Source organism: Mesorhizobium sp. M0136, assembly GCF_040322515.1.
Taxonomy (GTDB): domain Bacteria; phylum Pseudomonadota; class Alphaproteobacteria; order Rhizobiales; family Rhizobiaceae; genus Mesorhizobium.
This window is the reverse complement of sequence record NZ_JAMYTP010000015.1, coordinates 130335-156444: the sequence shown is the minus strand read 5'-3', so window position 1 is coordinate 156444 and position 26110 is coordinate 130335. Positions and strand designations below refer to the sequence as shown.

The 26110-nt window shown below is 62.0% G+C and carries 33 protein-coding genes; 16 read left to right on the top strand and 17 right to left on the bottom strand.

The features are described from left to right. Positions 1-11: 11 nt before the first annotated feature. Complete coding sequence (aat, locus tag NKJ35_RS19550; protein WP_023674821.1) at positions 12-629, top strand: leucyl/phenylalanyl-tRNA--protein transferase; 618 nt, start codon at positions 12-14, stop codon at positions 627-629. A gap of 83 nt (positions 630-712) precedes the next feature. On the opposite strand, the gene NKJ35_RS19545 is transcribed toward aat, so the two are convergent. After that, positions 713-1081, bottom strand: a complete 369-nt coding sequence (locus NKJ35_RS19545) for a hypothetical protein (RefSeq protein ID WP_352649242.1) — start codon at positions 1079-1081, stop codon at positions 713-715. 175 nt (positions 1082-1256) lie between these two features. Here NKJ35_RS19545 and NKJ35_RS19540 point away from each other — a divergent pair, with 175 nt between their 5' ends. Further along, positions 1257-2210 carry an IS630 family transposase gene (locus tag NKJ35_RS19540; protein ID WP_352649230.1) on the top strand — a complete coding sequence of 318 codons (954 nt, stop codon included), beginning with the start codon at positions 1257-1259 and terminating at the stop codon, positions 2208-2210. 12 nt (positions 2211-2222) lie between these two features. Here the strand turns inward: NKJ35_RS19540 and NKJ35_RS19535 are convergent, their stop codons facing one another. From NKJ35_RS19535 to NKJ35_RS19525, 3 genes are all read right to left on the bottom strand, one after another. Continuing rightward, on the bottom strand, positions 2223-2705 hold the full coding sequence (locus tag NKJ35_RS19535; protein ID WP_352649229.1) for a DUF2155 domain-containing protein: 483 nt from the start codon (positions 2703-2705) through the stop codon (positions 2223-2225). Between the two features lie 155 nt (positions 2706-2860). Continuing rightward, complete coding sequence (locus tag NKJ35_RS19530) at positions 2861-3259, bottom strand: NADH:ubiquinone oxidoreductase subunit NDUFA12 (RefSeq protein WP_254817092.1); 399 nt, start codon at positions 3257-3259, stop codon at positions 2861-2863. 256 nt (positions 3260-3515) lie between these two features. After that, positions 3516-3965: a hypothetical protein gene (locus NKJ35_RS19525; protein ID WP_352649228.1), complete on the bottom strand. Its 450-nt coding sequence runs from the start codon at positions 3963-3965 to the stop codon at positions 3516-3518. On the opposite strand from NKJ35_RS19525, the gene NKJ35_RS19520 reads away from it, so the two are divergent. The 5 genes from NKJ35_RS19520 to NKJ35_RS19500 all read left to right on the top strand — a co-directional run bounded on the left by NKJ35_RS19520 (position 3955) and on the right by NKJ35_RS19500 (position 8516). Next, positions 3955-4674 (top strand): helix-turn-helix transcriptional regulator, encoded by a 720-nt coding sequence (locus NKJ35_RS19520; RefSeq protein ID WP_352649227.1) that lies wholly within the window; start codon positions 3955-3957, stop codon positions 4672-4674. The two genes, NKJ35_RS19525 and NKJ35_RS19520, sit on opposite strands and share 11 nt — an antisense overlap. 205 nt (positions 4675-4879) lie before the next feature. After that, positions 4880-6280, top strand: a complete 1401-nt coding sequence (locus NKJ35_RS19515) for an ArnT family glycosyltransferase (protein WP_352649226.1) — start codon at positions 4880-4882, stop codon at positions 6278-6280. A gap of 94 nt (positions 6281-6374) precedes the next feature. Further along, entirely contained in the window at positions 6375-6674 is a 300-nt protein-coding gene (locus tag NKJ35_RS19510) for a hypothetical protein (protein WP_352646745.1), read from the top strand. Positions 6675-6820: 146 nt separating this feature from the next. Beyond that, on the top strand, positions 6821-8032 hold the full coding sequence (locus tag NKJ35_RS19505) for a hypothetical protein (protein ID WP_352649225.1): 1212 nt from the start codon (positions 6821-6823) through the stop codon (positions 8030-8032). Between the two features lie 142 nt (positions 8033-8174). Next, complete coding sequence (locus tag NKJ35_RS19500) at positions 8175-8516, top strand: hypothetical protein (RefSeq protein ID WP_352649224.1); 342 nt, start codon at positions 8175-8177, stop codon at positions 8514-8516. Between the two features lie 16 nt (positions 8517-8532). On the opposite strand, the gene NKJ35_RS19495 is transcribed toward NKJ35_RS19500, so the two are convergent. From NKJ35_RS19495 to NKJ35_RS19480, 4 genes are all read right to left on the bottom strand, one after another. Continuing rightward, the gene (locus NKJ35_RS19495; RefSeq protein ID WP_352649223.1) at positions 8533-9021 is read right to left on the bottom strand and encodes a GNAT family N-acetyltransferase; all 489 of its coding nucleotides are present in this window, start codon (positions 9019-9021) and stop codon (positions 8533-8535) included. A gap of 1 nt (position 9022) precedes the next feature. Beyond that, a complete protein-coding gene (gatB, locus tag NKJ35_RS19490; protein ID WP_352649222.1) occupies positions 9023-10522 on the bottom strand; it encodes an Asp-tRNA(Asn)/Glu-tRNA(Gln) amidotransferase subunit GatB in 1500 nt (499 codons plus the stop codon). 190 nt (positions 10523-10712) lie between these two features. Further along, the gene (locus tag NKJ35_RS19485; protein ID WP_023717464.1) at positions 10713-11144 is read right to left on the bottom strand and encodes a CBS domain-containing protein; all 432 of its coding nucleotides are present in this window, start codon (positions 11142-11144) and stop codon (positions 10713-10715) included. 100 nt (positions 11145-11244) lie between these two features. Next, positions 11245-12015: a rhomboid family intramembrane serine protease gene (locus tag NKJ35_RS19480; RefSeq protein WP_352508576.1), complete on the bottom strand. Its 771-nt coding sequence runs from the start codon at positions 12013-12015 to the stop codon at positions 11245-11247. 392 nt (positions 12016-12407) lie between these two features. Between NKJ35_RS19480 and NKJ35_RS19475 the strand changes: the two genes are divergently transcribed. From NKJ35_RS19475 to NKJ35_RS19460, 4 genes are all read left to right on the top strand, one after another. Continuing rightward, positions 12408-13046 carry a PAS domain-containing protein gene (locus tag NKJ35_RS19475; protein ID WP_352649221.1) on the top strand — a complete coding sequence of 213 codons (639 nt, stop codon included), beginning with the start codon at positions 12408-12410 and terminating at the stop codon, positions 13044-13046. 117 nt (positions 13047-13163) lie between these two features. Beyond that, positions 13164-13781, top strand: coding sequence for a PilZ domain-containing protein (locus NKJ35_RS19470; RefSeq protein WP_254817716.1), 618 nt, complete (start codon positions 13164-13166; stop codon positions 13779-13781). 259 nt (positions 13782-14040) lie between these two features. After that, on the top strand, positions 14041-14640 hold the full coding sequence (locus NKJ35_RS19465; protein ID WP_352649241.1) for a transglutaminase-like cysteine peptidase: 600 nt from the start codon (positions 14041-14043) through the stop codon (positions 14638-14640). Positions 14641-14853: 213 nt separating this feature from the next. Next, complete coding sequence (locus NKJ35_RS19460) at positions 14854-15774, top strand: HNH endonuclease (protein WP_352649220.1); 921 nt, start codon at positions 14854-14856, stop codon at positions 15772-15774. Positions 15775-15863: 89 nt separating this feature from the next. Here NKJ35_RS19460 and NKJ35_RS19455 read toward each other — a convergent pair whose 3' ends face one another. Next, complete coding sequence (locus NKJ35_RS19455; RefSeq protein ID WP_254817715.1) at positions 15864-16760, bottom strand: LysR family transcriptional regulator; 897 nt, start codon at positions 16758-16760, stop codon at positions 15864-15866. A gap of 96 nt (positions 16761-16856) precedes the next feature. On the opposite strand from NKJ35_RS19455, the gene NKJ35_RS19450 reads away from it, so the two are divergent. Then, on the top strand, positions 16857-18065 hold the full coding sequence (locus NKJ35_RS19450) for an MFS transporter (RefSeq protein WP_352649219.1): 1209 nt from the start codon (positions 16857-16859) through the stop codon (positions 18063-18065). A 9-nt stretch (positions 18066-18074) separates the two neighbouring features. Beyond that, positions 18075-18821 carry an SDR family oxidoreductase gene (locus tag NKJ35_RS19445; protein WP_352649218.1) on the top strand — a complete coding sequence of 249 codons (747 nt, stop codon included), beginning with the start codon at positions 18075-18077 and terminating at the stop codon, positions 18819-18821. A 57-nt stretch (positions 18822-18878) separates the two neighbouring features. On the opposite strand, the gene NKJ35_RS19440 is transcribed toward NKJ35_RS19445, so the two are convergent. Further along, the gene (locus NKJ35_RS19440) at positions 18879-19406 is read right to left on the bottom strand and encodes a gamma carbonic anhydrase family protein (protein WP_352649217.1); all 528 of its coding nucleotides are present in this window, start codon (positions 19404-19406) and stop codon (positions 18879-18881) included. An 18-nt stretch (positions 19407-19424) separates the two neighbouring features. Then, a complete protein-coding gene (locus tag NKJ35_RS19435; protein ID WP_254817711.1) occupies positions 19425-19769 on the bottom strand; it encodes a DUF6949 family protein in 345 nt (114 codons plus the stop codon). A 121-nt stretch (positions 19770-19890) separates the two neighbouring features. Between NKJ35_RS19435 and NKJ35_RS19430 the strand changes: the two genes are divergently transcribed. Continuing rightward, positions 19891-20622, top strand: a complete 732-nt coding sequence (locus tag NKJ35_RS19430) for a hypothetical protein (RefSeq protein ID WP_352649216.1) — start codon at positions 19891-19893, stop codon at positions 20620-20622. 268 nt (positions 20623-20890) lie between these two features. Here the strand turns inward: NKJ35_RS19430 and NKJ35_RS19425 are convergent, their stop codons facing one another. Both NKJ35_RS19425 and cysE read right to left on the bottom strand, forming a co-directional pair. Continuing rightward, entirely contained in the window at positions 20891-21094 is a 204-nt protein-coding gene (locus tag NKJ35_RS19425) for a DUF3126 family protein (RefSeq protein WP_023674799.1), read from the bottom strand. A gap of 213 nt (positions 21095-21307) precedes the next feature. Further along, the gene (gene cysE / locus NKJ35_RS19420) at positions 21308-22156 is read right to left on the bottom strand and encodes a serine O-acetyltransferase (protein ID WP_352649215.1); all 849 of its coding nucleotides are present in this window, start codon (positions 22154-22156) and stop codon (positions 21308-21310) included. A gap of 159 nt (positions 22157-22315) precedes the next feature. Here cysE and NKJ35_RS19415 point away from each other — a divergent pair, with 159 nt between their 5' ends. Continuing rightward, positions 22316-22927: an HD domain-containing protein gene (locus tag NKJ35_RS19415; RefSeq protein WP_352649214.1), complete on the top strand. Its 612-nt coding sequence runs from the start codon at positions 22316-22318 to the stop codon at positions 22925-22927. A gap of 42 nt (positions 22928-22969) precedes the next feature. Here NKJ35_RS19415 and NKJ35_RS19410 read toward each other — a convergent pair whose 3' ends face one another. The 4 genes from NKJ35_RS19410 to NKJ35_RS19395 form a co-directional block, all read right to left on the bottom strand. Then, a complete protein-coding gene (locus NKJ35_RS19410) occupies positions 22970-23341 on the bottom strand; it encodes a hypothetical protein (RefSeq protein WP_352649213.1) in 372 nt (123 codons plus the stop codon). Between the two features lie 134 nt (positions 23342-23475). Beyond that, positions 23476-24243 carry an alpha/beta fold hydrolase gene (locus NKJ35_RS19405; protein WP_352649212.1) on the bottom strand — a complete coding sequence of 256 codons (768 nt, stop codon included), beginning with the start codon at positions 24241-24243 and terminating at the stop codon, positions 23476-23478. Positions 24244-24267: 24 nt separating this feature from the next. Continuing rightward, on the bottom strand, positions 24268-24831 hold the full coding sequence (locus tag NKJ35_RS19400) for a DUF192 domain-containing protein (protein WP_352477423.1): 564 nt from the start codon (positions 24829-24831) through the stop codon (positions 24268-24270). 19 nt (positions 24832-24850) lie between these two features. Beyond that, on the bottom strand, positions 24851-25447 hold the full coding sequence (locus NKJ35_RS19395; protein ID WP_502901847.1) for a cold-shock protein: 597 nt from the start codon (positions 25445-25447) through the stop codon (positions 24851-24853). A 215-nt stretch (positions 25448-25662) separates the two neighbouring features. Here NKJ35_RS19395 and gloA point away from each other — a divergent pair, with 215 nt between their 5' ends. Further along, positions 25663-26103 carry a lactoylglutathione lyase gene (gene gloA, locus NKJ35_RS19390; RefSeq protein ID WP_254817704.1) on the top strand — a complete coding sequence of 147 codons (441 nt, stop codon included), beginning with the start codon at positions 25663-25665 and terminating at the stop codon, positions 26101-26103. The last annotated feature ends 7 nt before the right edge of the window (positions 26104-26110 follow it).

The window sequence follows — 26110 nt, the reverse complement described above, 5'->3', positions numbered from 1 at the left end:
GGGGCGAAGCGATGACCCGTCCCTACGCACCCGGTTATCGCATCCCGACCGACCTTTTGCTCAAAGCCTATGCCTCCGGCGTCTTCCCGATGGCCGAAAGCGCCAATGACCCCGAAGTATTCTGGGTGCGGCCGGAGACGCGCGGCATCATTCCGCTCGACGGGTTTCACATACCGAAAAGCCTGAGAAAGACGATCCGCAAGAACCTGTTCGAGTTCCGCATCGATTTCGACTTCGAGGCGACGATCGAGGCCTGCGCCGAAAGGCGCGAGGAACGTCGATCGACCTGGATCAACGCGCCGATCCGCGAAGCCTATATCGAGCTGCATCGGATGGGCCATTGCCATTCGGTCGAGGCCTGGCACAACGACCGGTTGGTCGGCGGGCTCTACGGCGTATCGCTCGGCCGCGTGTTTTTCGGCGAGAGCATGTTCGCCAGGGAGACCGACGCGTCAAAGGCCTGCCTGGTTCACCTCGTCGAACGCCTGAAGGCGCGCGGCTTTGCACTGCTCGACACGCAGTTCACCACCGAGCATCTCAAACGCTTCGGCGCAATCGACGTGCCGCGCGGCAAATACGAGAAGATGCTGGCCGAGGCGCTGAAGGGCGAGGCCGTGTTTTTTCCATAACCTGGAGAATGGTTCATCGTTCACAGAACGCAATTCCGGACGGAAACCGTTCACACTTTTCGTGGAATTGCTCTAGCGGCCAGTCAGCCTTTTGCTGCCGTCACCAGCGGCGTCTGTGCGTGGAACATCATCTTCCAGCCATTGACGCGGTGGACATAGCCAGTGCTGACCAGCGCCGCATAGGCTTCGCCATTTTGCCGGATCGCACGCGCCTCGTAAGTCAGCATGACGATGTCGCTGCCCGGCTCGATGATGCCCTTGAGGTCGATGTCGAGATCGCGCCAGCGGTTCGGGTCCGTGGCGGTTTCGGCCAGATCGGAATTGCTCATCACCCGCGCCATCTGCGGGAAGGCCACCAGGCATTCGGTATCGGCATTGGCCTTGAAGTAGTCGGCACCGCCGCTCCAGAATCCCCTTTCGATGTCGAGAAGTTCGTTCTTGTTGGCCATCATCATGGCAACCTCCTCCGTAGAGAGGCACCAACGCTCGGGCAACGCGGCGGTTCCGCAAGGCGCGGGTATCCACCGCGCGCTGACAGATTCTAGAGCGTCGGACATTCAGGTTGAATCGCGAAGGATTCCGCTAACGTCGGGTTTGTGGTTCACTTCCTTAAGGAGGTGATTTGCCATGCCCAAGCCCTATTCGCTCGATTTGCGTGAACGCGTTGTGCGGTTTGTCGAGGCTGGCCATTCGCGGCGTGCGGCGGCGGCACATTTTGGGGTGTCGGTTTCGTTCGTCGTGATCCTGATGAGGAACTATCGAAAGACCGAGAGCCTGGTGCCCAAGCCGAGCGGAGGCCGCCGCCATTCCAAGCTCGACCCCCATCGTGCGTTCCTGATTGGTTGTGTGGCCGAGAAGGACGACATCACCATGCCGGAGCTTGCCGCCGAGCTGGTTACTGCTACAGGCGTCCAAGTGGCTCCCGCCTCGATCTCACGTTGGCTCATCAGGAACGGCTACCGCTTCAAAAAAACGCTGCTGGCCAGCGAGCAAGATCGACCCGACATCAGCAAGGCGCGCCAGCAGTGGCGGGCCAAACGCCAGCCGCGGATGCGGCTTGAGCCACATCGGCTGGTGTTTATCGACGAGACCGGAACCACTACGAAGATGACGCGCCTGCGCGGTCGCTGCCTGAAGGGCCAACGGCTGCGCTCAAAGGCACCGTTCGGACATTGGAAGACGCAGACCTTCATCGCCGGGCTGCGCTGCCATGGGCTCACCGCCCCTTTCGTCGTCGACACGCCGATGAACCGTCGCATCTTCGACACCTACGTCGAAACGCAGCTCGCTCCGACGCTGGCAAAGGGCGATGTGGTCATCCTCGACAATCTCGCAGCCCACAAGAGCCCGCTCGCTGAGGCGGCGATCCGGGCAAGAGGCGCATGGCTTCTCTTCCTGCCGCCCTATAGCCCAGACCTCAACCCGATCGAAATGGCCTTCGCCAAGCTTAAGGCGCATCTGCGCGCAAAAGCCATCCGAACCATCGATGCCCTGTGGCAGGCCATCGGCGATATCTGCAATCTCTTCTCCCCAACAGAATGCAGAAACTACTTCACTGCCGCAGCCTATGGACTCACATGAAAGTCCGCCGCTCTAGTTGGTTTTGGGGGCGGCCGGTGCCGGCACGTCGGACTTTTGCTTGCAGCCCTTCAGCCAGATATCATAGACGGCATGCTCGACGGCGTTGATCCCGGGGCTTTCGGCAAACATCCAGCCGGTGAAGATACGGCGTATCTTCCGGTCGAGCGTGATCTCGTCGACCTCGACGAACGAATCCGTCTTCGGCTCTTCGTTTTCGGGCCGCGAATAGCAGATGCGCGGCGTCACCTGCAAAGCGCCGAACTGCACCGTCTCGTCGATATAGACATCGAAGGTGATGATACGGCCGGTGATCTTGTCGATGCCGGCGAATTCAGCGACGGGATTGGTGAGGCGTTCGGGTACTGCCGGTGCTGCAGGCGCCACCGACGCGTCAGGCGCGGGCGGCGCCAATTCCTGCGCAGCAGCAAGCGTCACCATAGAAGCGAGAACGACCGCGGTTAATCCGCCCGTCAAAATTCGGCTGAACATGCTCATGCAAGGTCCGGTGGTTTGCGCCCGGGTGATTCTCTTAACGCCAAGGCTAGTTGCTGCTGTCGGATCAGCAAACAGCTAAACAGTAATTGTGGCGACAAAGGACCGCCCCGTGGGGACCGCGCCCTTGGGGACCGCGCGCCTGTCGCGGCGATCGATCACGAACCGGGCGTCCAGGCGTCGTAGTCGCCCGTCACCTGCGGACGATGCCGGTTGGTCAGCACCGACCCCTTCGGCCGATAGGCTGCGGGGCTGCCGGTGAGGTTCGGCACATGCGGCTTTTGCCAGTCGCGTGGCTTGTAGTCTTCGCTTGGCGGCGGAACGTCTACACGGTGATGGATCCAGCCATGCCAGCCGGGCGGAATCGCCGAGGCTTCCGAATAGTCGCGGTAGATGACCCAGCGGCGGGTCCGGCCTTCCGAATCGACGCCGCCCTCATAGTAGACGTTGCCGACCTCGTCCTGCCCGACCTTCTTGCCATGCCGCCAGGTGTGAAAGCGCGTTCCCAATGTCTGGCTATTCCACCAGGTGAAAAACTGCAGAAGGAAAGTCTTCATCCAAATCCTCGTGGCAAGTCCTTGTGGCAAGTCCTCGCGGCGGCTGCGGCGCCTGTACCTGCTTATGGCGTCACGGCATTGCGAAGGCAAGGGTCTTGCCGCAACCGGCGAGCAAATGGCTGACGGAAAAGCGATACGTTCATGCTATTTTCGCGGCCGTCCGAAGCAGATGAAATAAGTTGTTGGCAACCTTACGCAGCGTTATTCTAACAGTTGATGCTTCGTTGCCTAGGACGGCAAATGAGAGGGGTTTATGTCATCGCTGGCGGGCACGGCCGGTCGCGCATTGCCGCAGGTCGTTGAGGCGATCTACGATTCGATTGCCGACGTCGACCGCTGGCAGGCGACACTCGAGGCCATCTGCAATCTGGCGGAAGGCCGGCTTGCCATGCTCGCCGTCATCGACACGATCAGCAGCTCTGCGCGGTTTTCGGTATCCTGCGGCGATCCCGCAGTTCTTGAGCCGTTGAAGCATGACTACGGCTCGCAAGTACCGTTCTATGCGGCGGTTCCCAAGATGGAGATCGACGTGCCCTTCACCGTCGATTCGATCTACGCCCTGCAAGGCCCGGATACACGACAGAGATGGCTCGAAAGCCGCATCGTGCGCGAATGGGTACAACACCAACCGGCTGGACGATTTCTTCTGGGTGGCGTTGATGAAGCGGCCGACCCGGATCGGTACGCTAATGGTGGTGACCGACAAGGACAGACGCCAGATTTCCCGCGAGGATCTCGAGCTTGTCTGCCTGCTGGCGCCGCATGTGCGGCGCGCGGTGACCATCGGCGACCTGTTCGAGGCCGAGCGGCGCAAGGCCGAAATCTTCCGCTCCATCATCGAAAGCCTCGACCATCCGGTGCTGATCGTCGCCGAAGACATGACCATCATCTTCGCCAACCCGTCAGCCGAAGCGCTGCTCGCCGAAAACATTTCGGTCGCTTGCGTGCGCGGACAGCTGTCCTTCACCTATGCCAACGCCAACGCCGCGATCGGCCGTGCCGTCCAGCTCGGCACGCGCGACGAATTCGCACTCGGACCTTGCGGCATCAACATTCCCCTGGCCAAGACGGCCGTTCCGGCGGTGGCCCATGTTATGCCGCTGGCGCGGCGTGAAATCTCGGCGCGCATCTCGCAGCGGGCCGCCGCAGCGATCTTCATCGCCGCGGCCGGTTCGACACCGACCCCGGCGCTGGACGCCATTGCGGCGCTGTTCGGACTGACCGCGGCAGAAAGGCGAGTCGCCGGTCACGTTGCCGCCGGCCTGACGCGAAAGGAAATCGCCGCGGCCGGCGGCGTCTCGGACGGCACCGTCAAGTCGCAGCTGGCGACGATCTTCGACAAGACCGGCACCGGCGATCAGCGCGAGCTCGAACTCTTGATGCGCGAATTGTCACCGCCGTTGCGCTCCAGTTGATTTGCGCAGATTCTCGAACCGGCGGTGGTCCAAATGACTCGGCCGGTAAGTTTTTCAACCTTTGCCACCATCGTCCGCAAAATCTGGGAAACGAAACCGGCATCGTTGCAATTCGGCCAAAATCGTGGTGCGGTCGTTCGCGGTCCAGAAACGCAGCACTCTGCTCGGCTGGAAAGAAAATGGTTTCTGGCGCGGATCTCAATCTTTGACACCGACATCTACCAAGCGGCTGCTCCCCTACCTCTTTTTGCTTGGGCTGATCGTAATCGCAGTCGCTTTCCGGCCACTGCTGCCCGTCGACGAAACGCGATATCTCAGCGTCACCTGGGAAATGTATCTGAGCGGACAGATCTTCGTCCCGACGATGAATTTCGCGCCCTATCTGCAGAAGCCGCCTCTGATGTTTTGGCTTATCGACCTTGTCTGGAAGATTTTCGGCGCCAGCCGGCCGGCCGCGATGCTGGTCATCTTCGCCGCCTCCTCGCTCGTCATCTGGCTGACGACGGCTTTGGCAAAGACCCTGTTTCCGGGCCGCGACGACATCGCACGGCGCATCCCCTGGCTGGTTGCCGGAAGCTGCGTGTTCGTCATCTATTCGACGCTGATCCTATTCGACCTGTTGCTGACGGTGTTTGTGCTCGCCGCGCTGTTGTCGTTGATTGCCTTTGCCCGGAGCGGCAATCGCTGGCAGGCCGTTCTGGCCGGGCTGTTCATCGGCATGGGCGTGCTGACGAAAGGCCCGGTGGTGCTGATCCATATCGGCGCGCCCATCCTGTTCTACCCGTTCTGGCGCGACCGACGGGCGGGACTGACGACACCGAACTTCCTCGCTGGAGTGGGCCTGGCGGTGCTTGCCGCGCTGATTCCGGTGGCGATCTGGCTGGTGCCGGCGACGATCCTGACAAAGGGCAGTTTCGTCTATGATCTGGTCTGGAACCAATCGGCGGGGCGCGTCACCGGCAATTTGCGCAATTCGCACGGCCGGCCGTTCTATTTCTATCTGCTGCTGCTGCCGGTCATGTTCATACCGTGGATCTTCATACCCGAGGTCTGGCGGTTGAAGCTGCGCACGCGGATACGCAGCCTGATCGAGACGAAGTCGCCGGATCTGCGCGCCTTGCGCCTGCTGTCGTTCTCGTTCGTTGCCGTGTTGCTGGCGTTCAGCGCGATATCCGGCAAGCAGCCTCACTATGTCGTGCCGATGTTGCCGTTCGTGACCATCCTGTTCGGGTATTTCATGGCGGAGATCCCGCTCGCCAGGCTGAAAAGCTCGGCCGTCGTCATGCTTGTCATTTTCGGCATCGGCCACGCGGTGGCATCGGCAACCGCGTTCAAACGCTATGACCTGACGCCGCTCGCCAACTTCATAGACGAGCGAAAGGATGCGGACTGGGCCGTGGCTTTCGACTATCAAGGCGAAGTCGGCTTCCTGGCCCGGTTGCAAAGGCCATTCGAAAGCACCGACAAACCGGAAGAATGGCTTGGCTCGCATCCCAGCGGCTATGTCATCGACAAGGTTTCCAAGGATCCCGGCACTGCAGGGCAAATCGCCTTCCGGCTTCGCGTCGAACGCGGTTATCTCGTCGTGCTGAAGGGACAGCATTGACGATCGTCACCGGTATGCGAGTTCGTCCCCCGCGCGGGAGATGAAAGCGTTGCTGCTTCGTGGTTCCATCGCTCGATAGAACCGGGAGGTATTCATGCGCAAGCTCATCTCGACGACGCTTTTTGCCTTATCGCTCGCTGTGGCCGGCCTTGCCGCCGATCCGGCATGGAGCTTCAAATGTCAGTCCGGAACGATCGGGCAAGGCAGTTGCTCCTGCTCCGGGACCGCCGACTGCACCGATATGCGGCACTCCAAAATGTGCAAGGGCGACCTGAACTGCGGTTCGGGCAAGTGCTCCTGCACGGCTGCATTGGTAGTCGACCCCGGCCCGAAAACCCCCAAGCCCAAGGTCGTCGCGCCGAAGGCGACAACCAAAGGCGTCGTGAAGCAGTAGATGTCCGATCCGAAAGGACGGCGGCTCGACGTCGCTGGGCCGGCCCGACGTTTCGCGGTTCATCCCCCGTGCGGGCGATGAACCGCCATCGAAGAAGTGCTGCTGTCTAGCCGGAGGGTGGTTTCCAACGACAGAGCGAGGATACCATGTTGAAAACCTGCATGATGCTGTTCTTCTGCCTGATGGCGGCCACCGCGGCCGCCCAGCCGCCGCCTTCGGGGCCGCCGGTTCCCAGTGCGGCACTTGCCCCATGCAACGCCACACAATCGAACAAGCCGTGCAAAGCCGAACTCGGCGTGTTCCTGATCACCAACACCGTCCGCAACCTGGCGCAAGCCAAGGTCGACGCCACCAACGCACAGCTGGCCGCCCAGGGACGATCGTCACGCGCATCGATCGAATCGCTGAAGCAATGGCGGCCGTCGCGCTTTGCGACGCAGATGCTGAACCAGCCGAACAGCTGGTTTGTCAAAGTTCCTTACATCCTGACCATCAAAGTCTCGATCCCGGTGACCTCCGACCGCCACATCGGCATTCCCATAGACGTCAACGTCTTCTGCAGCGGCTGGCAGACCGATTCCAGCCAGGTCATCATCCGCTCGCAACCCGGCCCGGCGAGCTTCGAGGGCGGCAACATCCTCGAGGACGTTTTCAACGTCGGCAATTACATCGACGCGCAGGTACGCAACTCGTTTTCGGCACCCCTACCGGTGACGACGCCGGTTCCAAATTCGAAATGCTCGGCAATAGACGGCTCCGATGCCGGCACGCAGGCTACCGGCGATGATCTCATCTTCTGGACGGTGCCGCGGCGCAACCTGGTGGTGACGGACGCCATAGCCAAGCCGACGGTTGAAGTCACCTTCGACAGCCTCACACGCCTGTCAGCCCGCGACTTCCACAGCAATGTCGTCTATGCGGAATCCGAGGCTATAAACCTCAACGTCTACGCCAATGAGGACGGCCTTCAGAAGGCGCTGACGATGCGCGAAGGCGACGTGGCTGCGCTGAACCTTCCCGCAGTACGGCTCGACGCGCGAAAATACGATTCGCTGGTGGTCATCGGCAATGTCGACCAGCCGCCGAACGATCCCAGAGACAGCGCCTTCGCAGTAGCGGCCAAGACTGCGGGATTCGGTGCCGGTTCCAAGATCATGCAGATCCCGAAGTGGTATTCGAGGCCTCCGGACCAGTTCAATCCCAAGCCTACATGGATCAGAGTTCCCGCCTATGAGCTGCACTATACGGTACGCTATCTCAATAGCGGCGAGCTGGCCGTCGATGGTGGAACCAGTACGGTCCGGCCTCCAAAAGTCGCCGTTCCGATAAAGACGCTTATCAAGCCGAAAACGCGCTGACGCGGCCGCTCGCGGATCACGGCGGCAGTTCCCGCCATCCCCCGCGCGGCCGATGCGGCAGCGCCGGCGTCATGGCCTGATCTTGCGGAAACAAACGCGCCGCTGCGCCGCGAGCGAGCGGCGCCATCGATGGAGACGCACGATGCTGCACTCGCCCCACACCATGCCCGCCGTCCGGATCATTGCGGCAATCTCGCTGCTTGCCTTCCCGAACTTCCTGCCGCCGGTCACGATCCCGGCGAACGCGCTGCCGGTCAGCCAATCCTGCCGGATCACCACCTATTACAAGACGGCGGCAAAGGCGACGGAGGTTGGCGTGCGCTCGACGTGCCAGGGCGTTAAAAAATGGGGCGTCACCTCGAAATATTACGAGGTCGAAAAGATCGAAGCCGCTACGCCCCCGCACACGTCGGGCGGCGGCGGCAGCCTGCCGTGCGAGTTTCTCGCCGCCGGCTGCTTCAACCTGCCCGTGAAACGCAACTGAGCGCCAGGCGAACGAGCTAGCCGATCGCCTTCTCCAAAACCAGCGCCGGCAATCCTGAGGCGCCGCCGCAATCGGCCGTGTTGCCGGCGGGCGTGAACCCTCTCGAGCGGTAAAAGGCAACGGCCGGAGCATTTGCTTCCTCGACCTCGACGCGCAGCGTTCGGGCCTCCGGAAAGCTGGCCTCGATCTCGTCCAGCAGGGCCTGGCCGATGCCTTGCCTCTGCCAGGCCGGATGCACGTAAAGCTGGTTCAGCATGACGACCCCGGCATCCGTCGTGGCGGCCGCGAAAGCCATGCCACCGATGCTTTTGCCGTCGTCCGCGACCAGGAATTCCGAGTTCGGTCGTGTCAACCGCGCTTTGAGCGCGGCGATCGAATGCCATTCGTCGGTGATTTCGGTGACCCGCGCCGCGCCGTAGATGGCGTCATAGGTGGCGTGCCATGTCTCCACCAGCAATGCGCGCACCGCCGCAAGATCGCGCTCGCTGGCGGTGCGGACGAACATCCTATTCGATCCCGAGCTTGGCCTTGACCAGCTCGTTGACCACCTGCGGGTTGGCCTTGCCGCCGGTCGCCTTCATCACCTGGCCGACGAACCAGCCGGCCATGGTCGGCTTGGCGCGCGCCTGTTCGACCTTGTCCGGGTTGGCGGCGATCACCTCGTCCACCGCCGTTTCGATAGCCCCGGTATCGGTGACCTGCTTCATGCCGCGGCTTTCGACCAGCTGACGCGGATCGCCGCCCTCGTTCCAGACGATCTCGAACAGATCCTTGGCGATCTTGCCGGAGATGGTGCCCTCCTTGATCAGATCGATGACCGCGCCGAGCTGATCGGGCGAAACCGGAGCATTTTCAATACTCTTGCCGGCTCTGTTCAACGCACCCAGCAAATCGTTGATGACCCAGTTGGCGGCAAGCTTGCCATCCCGACCAGCGGCCACCTTCTCGAAATAGTCGGCGACCGCCTTTTCCGATACCAGGATCGAGGCGTCGTAGGTCGACAGGCCGAGCGAGGAGATCAGCCGTGCCTTCTTGGCGTCCGGAAGTTCAGGCAGGTCCTTTGCCAGCGCATCGACATAGGCCTGGTCGAATTCCAGCGGCAGAAGGTCGGGATCCGGGAAATAGCGATAGTCGTGCGCTTCTTCCTTGGAACGCATCGAGCGCGTTTCGCCCTTATTGGGATCGAACAGCCGCGTTTCCTGGTCGATCTTGCCGCCGTCCTCCAGGATGGCGATCTGGCGGCGCGCCTCGGAGTCGATGGCCTGGCCGATGAAACGGATCGAGTTGACGTTCTTGATCTCGCAGCGCGTGCCGAATTCACCGCCAGGCCGGCGTACCGAGACGTTGACGTCGGCGCGCAGCGAGCCTTCGTCCATGTTGCCGTCGCACGTGCCGAGGTAGCGCACGATGGTGCGCAGCTTGGTGACATAGGCCTTGGCTTCATCGGCGGAGCGCATATCCGGCTTCGAAACGATCTCCATCAGCGCCACGCCGGAGCGGTTGAGATCGACATAGGACATCGTCGCATGCTGGTCGTGCATCGACTTGCCGGCATCCTGCTCCAGATGCAGGCGCTCGATGCCGACCTCGATATCCTCGAACTCGCCCTGCCGGTCGGGGCCGACGGAGACGATCACCTTGCCCTCGCCGACGATCGGTTGCTTGAACTGCGAGATCTGGTAGCCCTGCGGCAGGTCGGGGTAGAAATAGTTTTTCCTGTCGAAGACCGATTTGTGGTTGATCTGGGCCTTCAGGCCCAGACCGGTACGGATCGCCTGCTTGACGCATTCCTCGTTGATCACCGGCAGCATGCCAGGCATCGCCGCATCGACCAGGCTGACATTGGCATTGGGCGCGGCGCCGAAAGTGGTCGAGGCGCCGGAAAACAGCTTTGCCTGCGAGGTCACCTGCGCGTGGACTTCGAGGCCGATGATGATCTCCCAGTCGCCGGTGGCGCCGGGAACCAGGCGCTTGGCGTCGGGCGTGCGGGTATCGATGATGCTCATAAGGGCCTGCATATTGGAATTGCGGATATGCGGAACGCATATTTTGGTGTGCAACTTCGCTAGTGCAAACCGCTTCGCGAGACAAGCGCCAAGCCGCAGGTGCCGACGCGGCACAGGCCCGCAGCTGCCGCGATGGACTGCTATAGCAGCTTGAAAAATTCAAATGGCCGGCAACCCGGCCGCCGCCGCCTCATGCCGTGGCGATATAGGCCCTGATCTCCTCGGCCTCGCGCTCGACATCCTCGATGCGCCGCTTGACCACATCGCCGATCGACACGATGCCGTCGAGCAGCCCGTTCTTTTCCACCGGCAGATGGCGGAAGCGACCCTTGGTCATGATCTCCATCACCTCGTTGACGGTGTGGTTCTCATTGCAGATCTTCACCTTGGGCGTCATCGCCGAGCGGATGGCAAGGTCGAGCGCCGCGGCTCCCTCCTTGGCGAGAACCCGCACCACATCGCGCTCGGAAAGAATGCCGACGATCTTGTGATCGCCGTTGGTGATGACCAGCGCGCCGATCCTGTGTTCGGAAAGCATGCGGATGGCTTCGCTGAGCTTTTCGTTCGGCCCGAGCGTCACCACGTCGTGGCCTTTCGCCTCGAGAATTGCCTTAACAGTCATGGCGTCCTCCTCTGCATTTCCTGCCGGCTCCTGCCCTGGCCGGCTTTCCCTGGGATGAACATGGTGCGCCGCGATCGGTTGCTTTTCAAGTGCGGAGGTCTCAGCTCTCCGGCTCCTCCGTCTGCCGGGGCACCTGCTCTCGCCGATCAAAAAACCGCAGGCCGAAGAAGCCGGCAACAAAGCCGCCAATATGGGCTTCCCAGGCGATCTGGCCGTCAATGCCGGGCGCCAGGCCGAAGAGGCCGGTCGCCAGGTTGATCACCATCCACATGGCGAGAAAGGTGACGACGCCGCGCGAGCGGAGGACCGCCGCCATCGGTAAGGGCCGGCCAGCGAAGGCGGCCCTGCCCGACGAGCGGTCGATGCGGAAGCCGTAGCGCGCCGCCGCGCCCATCATGCCGGAAATCGCGCCGGAGGCGCCGACCAGCGGTGCGTCGCCAAGCGGGTGCATGGCCCAGAACAGCGCCACCGCCGCCAGTCCGGTGGCGGCGAAGAACAGGCTGAAGCGCAGCGCGCCGAAGCGGTTGGCCAACGGTGAGCCGAAGGCCGCAAGCCACACCATATTGATGGCAAGATGGGCAAAGCCGCCATGCAGGAAGGCATAGGTAAAAGGGCTTGAAAACGCGAAGAAATCCAGGTCGAAGCGGCCGGAATAGCGAATCGGCACGAAGGCAGCCCGGACAAGCAGTTCGAAGTCCTGGTCGTCGGTCAGCCAATAGACCCGGATCAGATGGACCGCGACGCAGATGCCGATCACCGCCAGCACCACGGGCGGCAGGTTGAACACCGGCTCGCGGCGCTGCTCCGGTTCGCGGGCGACAGGCCCACCCTGGCCCTGCTCGATCTCCGGTGGGCTTTCTGGGTCACTCATATGGCTTGCACTCAGTCGCTGGATTGGACTTCGCGAGCATGTAGATCACGGCCAACCGAATCACAAACGGCGAATCAGCAGGCCCGAATCGAAAAAGAAGCCGTCCAAGGTTTCCCTTGAACGGCTGGTCGAGCCCCCTTGCTCCCCCTGAACTCTTGACTGAAGTGCTGCCGATCGTCGCAAAACGACCGCTTCTGGAGTGGTTTTTGTGTGCCACAGGGCTGGCAGGCGCGCAACGTAAACTAGTTGTTAACCTTAACCGCCCCGACCCGTGAACAAGTATTAACGATGCTGGCACGCATCCTGCTCCGCAACGCATGTAGGTCTTCGGAGGGCGCCCTTCTGTTCACCGATGGGACATCTGAAGACAGAATGCGCGGAGCAGCATTAGCATGAACCAGACCGGATCGATCACGCTGTTCCATTATTGGAACCGGTTGCGTGACGGACGCCCTGCCCCGAAGCGCTCGGAAGTCGAACCGGCCGACATCAAGTCGCTGCTGGCCGACACGTTCATCCTGGAAAAGGACACGCGCGGCGAAGCGGTGTTCCGGCTCGCCGGCACCAGGCTTTGCGCAGTCTATGGCCGCGAATTAAAGGGATTTTCATTCCCTTCGCTGTGGCGCGAAAAGGACCAGCGGCTGATCTCGAAGCTCACCGACGGCGTCTTCGACCTGAAATCGGCGGCCCTCATTACCTATGAGGGTTTCAGCCGCAATGGCCGCTCCAACAGGTTTGAGCTGCTCGCGCTGCCGCTCGACGGCGGGGTCGAGAGCCCGCGCTGCCTCGGCGTGATAAGCGCCGTCGAAAAGCCCTTCTGGCTGGGCGCGGACCCGGTTTTCGACGCGTTGATCGATTCGATCCGTGTCGTCGATCCCGACAAGGAGCCGATGTTCCTGAAGAACCGGCCGGCGATGGAGGTTCCCTCGCTCGCCCCGTCGGAATACGACCCGCCCGAGACGATTTCGGCGCTCGGCCAGGCCCGCCGCATCCGTCACCTGGTCGTCTTCGACGGCGGACGCGAGGAATGATGCCCAAAGCTTAAAGCAACAGCGCCGGATTTTCCCCTTTGTTAACCTGCTTTGTTGTAGTTTTCCGCTGAAATTCCCCGCATCCATGCGCGGAATGCCGAACGGGGTATGGCAGTGATGAGGTCAGCGGCGGTCGACCATGCACCGTCCCAAGCTGAAAGGCGTAACTTTCAGCGCGTCCGCGTGAAGATTTACGGACGCTTCATGCTGGAAGACCGCACCGAACATCCCTGCCAGGTAGTCGACATGTCGCCCGGCAACGTTTCGCTGCGCACCGAGCGCGCCGGCCTGGCTGGCGAAAAGGTCATTGCCTATATCGATCATATCGGACGCATCGAGGGCGTCATTACCCGCACTTTGCAGGATGGCTTTGCGATGACCGTCATCGCGTCGGAGCGCAAGAGGGACAAGCTCGCCGCGCAACTGACCTGGCTTGCCAACAAGCACGAGCTCGACTTGCCGGAAGACCGCCGCCATGAACGCGTCGCGCCGCGCAACCCGACGAGCGTGCTGCAGCTTGCCGACGGACGCCAGTACCAGTGCCGCATCATCGACCTGTCGCTGTCGGGCGCGGCGATCGAGATCGACGTCAAGCCGGCCATCGGCGTCCAGGTGACGCTGGGCACCATGCGCGGCCAGGTGGTGCGCCATTTCGAAGATGGCATCGCCATCGAGTTCGCCGTCATCCAGCGCCCCGAAACGCTTGATACCGAATTCAGCTCACCGCGCGGCTGACGCGGAAGCGTTAGCGCCATCGGGAAGCGAGGCTGGCGACCTTCGCGCCCCCTCGTCCCGCCATCTTAGCTGTTCGAACGGGGCGACGAAGCATGGGAACGCACCCGGCTAGAATCCATAAACAATTCTATACTCAATTGCATCAAATTTTATGTTTATTCTATTGCTGTTTTACTTAATGTCTACTTCGCGCTTTTGCGTCAAATAAATCCAGCCGTGTCATTGTCTCCTCAAACGGGGAGACGGAATAATGAACAGGATGAGGGGCAAGCTGTTGCTGGCGGCAATAGCGATGCAGCTTTTCGGCTGGGGGACTGCAAACGCGGCGGAGCCGGCCTTCATGCACACCGGCGGCCGCACCACACAGCCGGTCGGTCACTACGAATTGTGCCAGCAGTTTCCGCGGGAATGCAATCAGAGGACGCCTGGCGGGGCACCGGTCGAGCTCACCCGCAAGCTGTGGGCGACAATCGTCAAGGTCAACAATTCGGTCAACAGCAAGGTCACGCCGCGCACCGACATGGAAATGTGGGGCAAGGAGGAAGTCTGGTCCTTTCCCAATAACGGCTTCGGCGACTGCGAGGACTATGCGCTGGAAAAGCGCCGCGAGCTGATGAGCATCGGCGTGCCGGCCGGCGATCTGCTGATGACGGTCGTGCGCCAGCGCAACGGCGACGGCCATGCTGTGCTGACCGTGCGCACCAGTCTTGGCGAGTTCATCCTCGACAATCTCCAGCCCAAGGTGCTGTCCTGGACCAATACCGGCTACACCTACCTGAAGCGCCAGTCCGAGCGGAATTCCGGCGCCTGGGTGACGATCAACGACGGCCGCTCCGACGCGGTCGCCAGCGTCCGCTGAGGACGCGACGCAAAACCCGGTCGAGTCCCCACCCTCCCCGTCCCCAACGACGGGTTTTAAGGAGCCGGCCCCGTCCCCGGGCCGGCTCCACCATTCCCAAGCAAGCGGTTGGCGCTAATTGCAAAACGGCGCAACATCGCCGTGAGGCCTCTGAAACGTGTATGGTGTTGAGATCACCATGTGCAACGCTGCATGATAGTGATGGGGGTCTCAATGGCGGTCACGATCGCGGTAGCTGTAACGGATGGCGACTGGTTCAATCAGCTGCGCCGTCAACCGGAGCTTACTGAAGTCAATTTCTGGTCGCCTTCGCCAAAATCATTCCGAGCTTTGGAACCGGGCGAGTTGTTCCTGTTCAAACTGCATTATCCTATCAACATGATCGTTGGTGGTGGCATCTTCGCTTCATCGACGATCATGCCGCTATCACTCGCCTGGGACGCCTTCGGGGTAGCGAATGGCGCGACCGGCCTTGCCGAAATGCGAACTCGCATTCTTCGCTACCGAAAAATGGACCCGGCTACAGCAGGGCCGGTGGAGATCGGTTGCCGAATACTGACACAGCCCTTTTTTCTGCCCGAGAGCCGGTGGTTTCCTCCCCCTTTGTCTTGGGCAAGAAACCTTGTGTCATTTCGAGGATACGGTACGGACGAAGCAGAAGGCAGGGCCCTTTGGGAAAGCGTTCAAGATGCGATGGCACCAGCTATTGAATCCACGGGCTTCTCTGAACCCGTACGCTACGGGGAGCCGACGTTGATCCGACCACGGCTTGGTCAGGGAGCATTTCGCCTCGTTGTGACAGACTTGTACGGAAGACGTTGCGCCATAACCAAGGAGCGCACGTTACCAGCTCTGGAAGCAGCACATATTCGCCCTTACGCGGATGGCGGCGAACACTCTGCAAGCAATGGAATCCTCATGCGAAGGGACATCCACAGCCTCTTTGATCAGGGTTATGTCACGGTGTCGCAAGACCACCGATTTGAGGTTAGCGGTCGGATCCGAGAGGAATTTGAGAACGGTCGGCACTATTACGAACTGCACGGATCAGAGATCTCACTCCCGGCCAACAAGAGCCAGCAACCGGATGCGGCGGCGCTGCGCTGGCACAATGAGAGCCGATACCTCGGCTAATGAGCATCATACTGACGGGCTCGATCATTAGGCGCGCTGTCTCACGATCGTTTGTGGGATACGAGCTGCCGTTTGCCGTCGAAACGCTGTTACTTGCCCCTGATACGGAACGCGTCGACAAAGGCGGAAAACGCCGGAGAGGGATGGCGTCGGCTTGGATAGTACAGGTGGTAACCCTGGAACGTCGGGCACCATTTGGTCAGGACTTCCTGAAGAAGGCCACTCTCAATATGTGGCAGGACGAGTTCGCGCGGTAGATAGGCCAAGCCCACTCCGTCAAGCGCGGCCTGGATCGCCGGCCCCATGTTGTTAAGCGTCAGTTGCCCCTCGACCCGAGCACTGAACTCGCGCGCTCCTTCCCGCAATTCCCATGCATAGACCGATCCTGACGTCGGCAGCCGGTAGTTGATGCAGTTATGGTCGGTCAGCTCCTGCGGCGTCTGCGGCGGTGTCCGGTGGGCGAAGTAACGGCGTGAGCCGACGACAGTGTAGGTCACGTCGGCTCCGATGCGCACGGCTACCATGTCCCGGGCAATGGACTCGCCCAGCCGAACACCGGCGTCGAACTGGCGCTCGACGATGTTGGTGAAGGCGTTATCGACCACCAGCTCGACATTGATATCGGGGAAGTCGCTCAGGAACTTTGGCAGCCGGGCGCGGAAGACAATGTCGACCGAATCGTCGGTGCACACCAGGCGAATGTTGCCGGACGGCCTGTCGCGCAGGACGCCGAGAGCGCTGACCTCAGCCGCGATGCCTTCGAAATGCGGTTCGATGCCTTCCTTGAGGCGTTGACCGGCCGCCGTCGGGGCCACGTCGCGCGTGGTGCGAGACAGAAGACGGACGCCAAGCCGCGACTCCAGCGACTTGATGGTGTGGCTAAGAGCCGAAGGAGTGACGCCGAGCTTGGCGGCTGCTCGGGTGAAGCTCCGCGTCCGGGTGATCTCCAGAAACGCGCGCATTTCGGCGAACTCGTCGCGTGGCATTGATGAGCCTCATTCACAACCACATCAAAATTATACCCGCTAGTCGCATTTGGCCAGCCCGACTACTTAATTCGGGAACGGACAGGAGACTGCCTTATGACCATTGAACTCGCGCTGGGCGAGGCCGCCGCTGCTGACAGCACGACGACCCCATGGTCTGCGGTGGTCTGCCTGTCGCTGCTGACCTTCCTTCTAGTCGGACTGGAGTTCCTGCCGGTGAGCCTGCTCACCCCGATCGCTCAGGATCTGGCCGTCTCCGAGGGTCAGGCCGGCCAGGCAATCGCGGTATCCGGATTCTTCGCCGTGGTTACCAGCCTCTTCGGCAACTCGCTGTTGCGAAACGTCGATCGACGGACGGTGGTTCTGCTCCATACGGCAGTGCTGGCCGCATCGAGCCTGGCGGTGGCGGTTGCTCCCAACTTCCTGGTCTTCCTGGCCGGGCGGGCGCTGGTCGGCATCGCGATCGGCGGTTTCTGGTCACTGTCGACGGCCATTCTGGCCCGCTTGGCCCCGGGACCCGACCTGCCCAAGGCCATTGCCTTGCTCCAGGGTGGCACTGCGTTCGCATTGGTGATCGCCGCGCCCGTCGGCAGCTTCCTCGGATCGCTGATCGGATGGCGGGGAACCTTTTTCGTCACTGTCCCCATCGGCCTTGGGGCGCTCGTGTGGCAGTTGGCCGTTCTCCCGAAGATGCCACCGATGGAGGCCGCCTCGGTGTCGAGCATGTTCGGCCTGCTGCGGAATCGCAGATTCGCCATCGGCATGGGCGCAACCGGGCTCGCGTTCATCGGGCAGAACGCGCTCTCGATCTACCTGCGGCCGTTTCTGGAAAACGTGACGGGCCTCGAGGTCAACACCCTCTCAATGGCTCTATTGGGCGTCGGCCTCGGCGGCCTGGCGGGACTGTCGATCATCGGCCTCATACTCCGGCGGCACCTCACAGCCGTGCTGATCGGGCTGCCGAGTGCACTCGCGGTCTTCGCTCTACTGCTGATTGCCTTTGGACCGTTTGCACGCGCCACGGCCGGCCTGCTGGTTCTTTGGGGACTGTTCGCGACCCCGATCCCGGTGGCGTGGAACACCTGGATGACCACGCTCATCCCTGAAGACCTGGAGGCCGGGGGCGGACTCCAGGTCGCCCTGATCCAGTTCGCGATCGCGGGCGGCGCTATCGCGGGAGGCCTGCTGTTCGACGCGGCCGGCTGGTGGAGCGCCTTCCTTCTCGCCGCCGTCCTGCTCACGGGTTCGGCCTTGCTCGCCGCCTCGGCCGGCCCCCGCACCCGAACTCTTTCAATTCTTGTCTAGGAGAATCTCATGTCCGAAGGAATCGAGAACAAGGTCGTCGTCATCACCGGTGCCAGCAGCGGCCTCGGTGAAGCGACGGCACGCCATCTTGCCGCGCGAGGCGCTTCCGTGGTCCTAGGTGCACGCCGGTCACACCGCATCGACGCCCTTGTCCAGGAACTGACCGCCGCTGGGCTCGAAGCCAAGGCCGTCACTACGGACGTCACCGACGCCGGCCAGGTCCAGAACCTGGTGAACACGGCGGTCCGGGAATTCGGCCGCATCGACGTGATGCTGAACAATGCGGGCCTCATGCCGTTGGCCCCGCTCGAACGGCTCAAGATTGACGAATGGGACCGGATGATCGACGTCAACATCAAGGGCGTCCTTTACGGCATCGCGGCCGCACTTCCGTACATGAAGGAACAGCGATCGGGGCACATTATCAATGTCTCGTCCGTATACGGCCATGTGGTCGACCCGGGTGCGGCGGTCTATTGCGCCACCAAGTTCGCCGTGCGTGCGCTGTCCGAGGGTCTGCGGAAAGAGGTGAAACCCTACAACATCCGCACCACGGTGATCTCGCCGGGCGCTGTCAGCACAGAGTTGCTCGAGCACATCAGCGAGAAGGATATCCAGCAGGACACTAGGGACTTCGTGAGCAAGATCGCCGTGGGGCCGGATACGTTTGCCCGCACGGTCGCCTTCGCGATCAACGAGCCCGACGACGTCGATATCAGCGAGATCTTGTTCCGGCCGACCGCCCAGCCGGTTTGACTTGGAAGGGGCTATGCTTTCGGTATCCCAAGGCCGGCTCCACCATTTCTGGATCGGCTAGACCTTCTTCAGCCCAGCCCTGAATCGCCTGCCGTTGGCCACATAATGCGCGGCCGAGGCGCGCAGCCTGGCGATTGCGGCTTCGTCGAGCGTCCTGACGACGCGCGCGGGCGAGCCGACGATCAGCGAATTGTCGGGGAATTGCTTACCTTCGGTGACCAGCGCGCCGGCCCCGACCAGCGAGTTGTTACCGATCTTCGCGCCGTTCAGCACGATGGCGCCCATGCCGATCAGGCTGTTGTCGCCGATCGTGCAGCCATGCAGCAAGGCACGGTGGCCGATCGTGCAGCCTTGGCCGACGGTCAGCGGAAAGCCGGCGTCGGTGTGCATGATTGTATGCTCCTGCACGTTGGTGTCGGCGCCGACGACGATCGGCTCGTCGTCGCCGCGGACGACGACGCCGAACCAGAAGCCGGCATTGCGGCCGATCCTGATATTGCCGATCAGCGTGGCGTCGGGCGCGATCCAGTTGCTGTCGGCGTCCTCGAAGGCGGGCGCTTTTCCGTCAATCGCGTAGATCGGCATTGCTGTCTCCAGATCGTCTCACACCGACAAGCTGCCAGACCCTAGAAGCGAAGCCGCCCAGGACGCAATGGCGATCACCACCATGCCCAGCGCCAGCGCCCAGATGGTCGCCGTACAGCCGCAGGAGATCAGCCCCAGCACCGAGATGCGACGCTCGCGCCAGGCGTCCAGCGCCTCGTTGGCGAACATCAGCGGCCCGGCGCAAGCCGTCGCGGCGAGCGAGCGCAGCATGTGCTTCGACGATACATAGGGCTGGACGAAGGCCAGCCTACGGCCGGCGATCAGCTCCATCGCCGATCCGGCCAGGCCGCAAGCCGTCAGCCCAGCCATAAAACTGAATATGATTTGTTCGACCGGCCCCATCTTTACTCTCTGTTTACCATGAAATCGCACAGTCGTCCGCAAAAGCTGCGAAGCAAGAGCCGTGCCGCGCCGAGATGTGCCGCTCAGGTACACCCCGATGAGACGGCAAACGAGGGTCGCGATGAAGCAGGCAGCCGCCACAGAGGGCCCGCAACTCAGCGTCGTCGATTCGACGCTGATGAAGCGGGTGTTTCATGCGTTCGCGACGCTGGCGCTGCTTTCCGTGGCGATCAGCCTCGGCGGCAAATGGTTCGGCCGCTCGATCGCCATGGCCGGGTACACCGACGACACCACGGTCCACAAGGTCGTCATCGGCAACAACGTCATCGCCGTGCCGGCCAATGTCATCCGCTTTGCCCAGGCCCGGCGCGACGGCATCGCCTCGCGGCTCGACCTCTATCTGCGCTATCCCGAGATGGACGGCTACAGCGAGGCTGCCCGCAACGACTTCAACCACACCGGACCCAGCAAGGACATCGTCTTCCTGTCGTTCGAGCCGCAGATGATGTCGCGCGACATGAGCGGCCGCTTTGCGCCGATCTACAGCGCGCTGATTGCCAAGCCGGGTACGCCCGGGCCTGGCGGCGCGACGCTTTACGCCTTCAGCGAAAAATCGGGCTATCTCAACGAAGTGCTGGCGGTGGCCGACCGCCCCGGCAAGGATCCGTTCGTCGCACGCTGCCTGAGCGGCCCGAGCGCGGACGAATCGCTGGCGCCCTGCGAGCGCGACATCCTGGTCGGCGACAATCTCAGCCTCACCTACCGCTTCCCCCGGGAATTCCTGGGCGACTGGCAGACGCTCGATGCAGCGATTTTGGGCGAGGCAGCGCGTGTGCTGAAGACCGGGCGGTAAGCAACGAAACGAGCCGTTCCGTAGCGATCCTTCGCGCCCCTCTCTGTCCTGCCGGACATCTCCCCCACGAGCGGGGAGATCGGCCGTCATCTTGGCTTTCGCCAATGTTGCAGGAAGAGCGCAGCGCCGAGGCTGCCAATCTCCCCCCAAGTGGGCCCAAGTGGGGGAGATGGCCGGCAGGCCAGAGGGAGGCGCTGTCCCGCCGGCGTCTTGCAAGGTTCCGTACCGCCGCTGCGCTTGAGGCGTAGCGGCCAGCTAAATCTCCGGCTCAGGCCAGATCGATGTCGAGGATCGCCATCGAGAAATTATAGTCCCCGTCGTCCTCGTCCTTGAAGACGATGCCGAGGAACTCGTCGCCGACATAGACCTCGGCCGAATCTTCCTTGCGCGGCCGCGCCTTCACTTCGAGTTTTGGGTTCTGGAAGGTGCGCTTGAAATAGGCGTCCAGCTTTCTGATTTCGTCCGGCTTCAACAGTCTTCTCCGATCGTCGCTTGCTAAAAGTGCGTCGCGTCTGAAGAGATCGATGCGACGCGCTTTGAATCTTGCTTCATCCATGTCGCTATCCCAAAACCGCTGGGCACTTTTGGGCGACATGCATTGGTGAGCGCGCTTCTGGCACGTCGACAATGGCCATGTAAAGGCAAGCCGGCATAGGGGGCAGGAATTCAGCCCCTGCCCGAGCACTCAGATGTCGAAGCTGACGACGTGGTCCATCGTCTGTGATGGCAACAGCTGGTCCATCTGCCGCGAAGGCTGATCGCAGCCGGTCTCGCCGACGACGCGGGCCGGCACGCCGGCAACCGTCTTGTTGTGCGGCACCGGTGACAGCACCACCGAGCCGGCCGCGATCTTCGAACAATGGCCGATCTCGATGTTACCGAGGATCTTGGCGCCGGCGCCGATCAGCACGCCGTAGCGGATCTTGGGATGGCGGTCGCCGCCGGCCTTGCCGGTGCCGCCCAGCGTCACGCCGTGCAGGATCGACACGTCGTCCTCGATCACCGCCGTCTGGCCGACGACGAGGCCGGTGGCGTGGTCGAGGAAGATGCCCTTGCCGATGCGGGCGGCCGGATTGATGTCGGTCTGGAACACCGAGGACGACCGGCTCTGCAAATACAGTGCAAAATCCTGGCGGCCCTGGTTCCACAGCCAATGCGCCAGCCGGTGCGTCTGGATGGCATGAAAACCCTTGAAGTAGAGCACCGGCATGATGAAGCGGTCGCAGGCCGGATCGCGGTCGTAATAGGCCTGGATGTCGACGCGCACCGTCGTCGACCAATCATTGTCGTCGGCCGCCATCGCCTTGAACGTCTGGCGGATGAGGTCGGAGCCGATGTCCTGGTGGGCGAGGCGCTCGGCCAGCCGGTGAATGACCGCTTCTTCCAGGTTTTCCTGGTTGAGGATGGTCGAATAGAGGAACGCCGCCAGCAGCGGATCGCGGTTGACCGCTTCCATCGCTTCGTCGCGGATCGAACGCCAGATCGGATCTACCGGCTGCACCATGGTGGGACGAGAAATCGTAACGCTGTTCATCTGATGTCTCCGGCCATCCAATGTCTCGGCCATCCACTGTCTCGGTTGGCGGCTTGCCTATTCTCCGGCCGCACCTATAAGCCAGATCATAGCACGGGTGAACTCAATTTTCCTTAGTGCTTCGTCAAATGGATTTGGTTGGCGGAATTTCAAGCAGCCATGGAAAACGCAACCTTGATCGACGAGACCCTGAAGCGCGAGCTTTCCGCGCTCTATGCGGCCGAAGATCGCCACTACCACGACCTTGACCATATCGAGGCGATGCTGGCGCTAGCCAACGATTACAAGGCATTGCTGCATGATCCTGAAGCAGTTGAAGCGGCGATCTGGTTCCACGACGCGATCTACGACAGCCGCGCCAAGGACAATGAGGCGAGGAGTGCCGCACTTGCCGAGGAGAAGCTCGCCGGCCGCGCCGACGCACGACGCCTCGGCCACATCGCGGCGATGATCACTGCCACTGCCAGCCACGAATTGCCGCCCCTTGGCGATCAACATTCGGTTCGTGACGCGGCGCTCTTCCTCGACATGGACCTGGCGATCCTGGGTGCTGCGCCTGACGTGTTTGACGCCTACGAACAGGCGGTTCGCCTCGAATACCAGTGGGTCGACGAGCCTATGTGGCGGGCCGGCCGTGCCGCTGTCCTAAAGGGCTTCCTCGCGCGCCCGCATATCTTTCACAGCGAGGAATTCCGCCGGCACTTCGAAACCCAAGCCCGGCAAAACATGGCGCGCTCGCTCCAGGCGCTTGGGCACGGCCCGGGCGGATAGTAGTTTGCGTCGCTCGCGTGCGTCCGCGATATTTGCCCGAAATCAGGTGAATGCGCCAAAAGTCGATGCCATTCCCCACAACATGAACACCCCAGCCGCCAGCGACGCACCATTGACCACGATGCCAGCCAGGCCGAGCACACGATTGTCGTTTGGGCGACCAACGGCTATCAACCCGAAGACCACTCCCGTAAGATGTGCCAAAGGCCCGGCCAGAAAAAATACCGCAGCGAAGAAGCCCGTCGCACTGTTCTGGAGCAGTGGAGACGCGTCGCTCGGCATTGCTATCAACGCGGTGATCGCCATCGCCCCTGCCGCTAAGGCAGCCAGCGCTAGAACAACGGACCATTCGCCGAACGTGCTTTTTGCAATGACGCCCGGTAAAGCGGCGTCGGTCCTTCCCCATTGTGCCATGATACCCCCTGCCCTCCGTTCAGCGCATGGCGGGTTTGAACCGATCCATACGTCGCGCTTATTTACTCCTGTATCGTTGCAAAACCGCTAAGGACCCCAGCTTCAGGCGCAATGGTCGCTTTGGGAGCCGTCCATCAAAGCGGATGCTCGGCATAAAACTCCAGCACGCGCTGCTTGAAGGTCTTGTCGCCGACCGCCAGCATATGGTCGCGGCCTTCGATGTGAAAGGCCCTGGCGTTGGGCATCAAGGCGGCGAGCTTATCCGGCGAGCCGCCGATGTCGTCCTTGGTGCCGACGGCGATCAGCGTCGGCTGGGCAATGCGGGCAATGTCGGCCTCGCTCAGCAATTCGCGCGAGGTGGCGATGCAGGCGGCGAGCGCCCGGCGATCACTGCGGGTCTGATCGGCGAAGGCGCGGAACGAGCGGCCGCGCGGATCGCTGGTGCCTGCCGGATCGTCGGCCAGAAGGGCGTCGGCTATCGGATCCCAGTCGCCGACGCCGTCGACCATGCCGATGCCGAGACCGCCGAAGACCAGCGTCGCCACCTTGTCCGGGTCGGAGAGCGCCAGGAACGCCGATATGCGCGCGCCCATCGAATAACCCATGACATGGGCGCGTTCGATGCCGAGATGGTTCAAAAGCGCTGCCGCGTCGGACGCCATTTTTGCCGGCGTGTAGTCGGCTTCGTCATAGCTCTTCGACGACGAGCCATGGCCGCGATTGTCGAAGGCGATCGCACGGTAGCCGGCATCGTTCAGCGTCTTGAACCAGCCGGGCGACACCCAGTTGACGTAATGGCTCGAGGCAAAGCCGTGGATCATCAGCACCGGATCGCCCTGCCCTGACGCCGGTTGGCGATCAAGGAAAGCAAGGTCGAAACCATCATGGGAGAAGAACTGCATCGGCCGAAGATCCTGCACGTTCGTTCAGTCGGAATCGACACTCGGCGCGTCGCCCTTGTCGGGCGGCGGCATGGCCGGCCCCGGCGCCGTGCCGATGGCCGGATGGCGCAGCAGGTCGCCGTCCTTAATGCCCTTTTTGGCGGCGGTGCCTGCCTTGAGCTCGAGCACGAAGCGCACCGGTTCGTCCGGCGAGATGATCGCCTCCGACTGCGGCTCGCCCTGCTCGATCGCCCGGATCCGGCCGTCCTGGCCGACGAAGATCAGGTCGAGCGGCATCGGCGTGTTCTTCATCCAGAAGCTCACATCCTGCGGCGCACCGAACACGAACAGCATGCCGTGATTGTCGGCCATGTGCCGGCGGAACATCAGGCCGGCCTCGCGCTCGGCGGGCGTGTCGGCAATTTCGACGGAGAAAGAACGCTCGCCGGCCTTCGTCACCGCGACCAGCGGCGCCGGGTCGACGGGAAGGATCATCGCCTTGCCGTCGGCCGAACTCGGTTGCTGAAAATAGAAGAACGCACTTGCGGCGACGATGAGGAAAATCCCGGCGCAGAGCGCGCCCGCCGTCAGCCGGTTCCTGTGAGCCATATGAAATCCTCGACCGGAACTAATGCGAGACCGGCAAGGTACCCATATCGGGGTGAATTTCGGCAGCCATAAGGCCTTTGTCGCCGCGCCCGAAGCGGACCAGCACCACCTGGCCCGGGCGGAGTTCGGTGATGCCGTAGCGGCGCAGCGTCTCCATGTGGACGAAAATGTCCTCGGTGCCCTCGCCCCTGGTCAGAAAGCCGAACCCTTTGGTGCGGTTGAACCATTTCACCAGCGCCCGTTCGAGGCCGCTTTCCGGCGTCACCGCGACATGGGTGCGCTGCTCCTGCATCTCCGCCGGATGGATCGCCGTGGTGACATCCATCGAGAGCACGCGGAAGGCCTGCAGCCCGCGCTCGCCCTGCTTGACCAGGCAGACGACACGGGCGCCTTCAAGCGCGGTCTGAAAACCGTCCTTTCGAAGGCATGTCACATGGAGGAGGATGTCGCCCGAAGTACCATCATCGGGAAGGATGAAACCGTAGCCCTTGGCCACGTCGAACCATTTGATGGCGCCGGCGATTTCGACGAGATCGGCCGTATCGGCGCTCTCATCCCGCTTCAACGCATCGCTACCGGCCCCGTCCCGCCCCATGAAAGAGGCCTTTTCCCCCATAAGAACGCCCCCTTTTTTCAAGAAACACTGCAACTGATTCTTGGTATCAGATTAACACCGCGGCTTCCGGTGTGTGCAAGACCTGACGTGCCTTTTTTCACGGTTCCGTACAGGAATAGCGGATTTGCCGTTTGCCGGCGCTGGCAAGCGTGGCCGATTGCCCTTTGGCCGGGCCGCCCCTATGGTGCGCCGCAACGCAACATAAGGAGGAAATCATGCGCTATCTGCACACCATGGTCCGCATCGCCGACATCGATGCTTCGCTCGATTTCTACTGCAACAAGCTTGGTCTCAAGGAAGTGCGTCGCCATGAAAACGAGCAGGGCCGCTACACGCTGATCTTCCTCGCCGCGACCGAAGACGAGCAGAGCGGCATCTCCGAAAAGGCGCCGCTGATCGAGCTGACCTACAATTGGGACCCGGAAGACTACAAAGGCGGCCGCAATTTCGGCCATCTTGCCTATGAGGTCGACGACATCTACGCCACCTGCCAGCGGCTGATGGACAATGGCGTTACCATCAACCGGCCGCCGCGCGACGGCAACATGGCGTTCGTCAAATCGCCGGACGGCATCTCGATCGAGCTGTTGCAGAAAGGCCCGGCCAAGCCGAAGGCCGAGCCGTGGGCGTCGATGCCGAACACCGGCAGCTGGTAGCCATCAC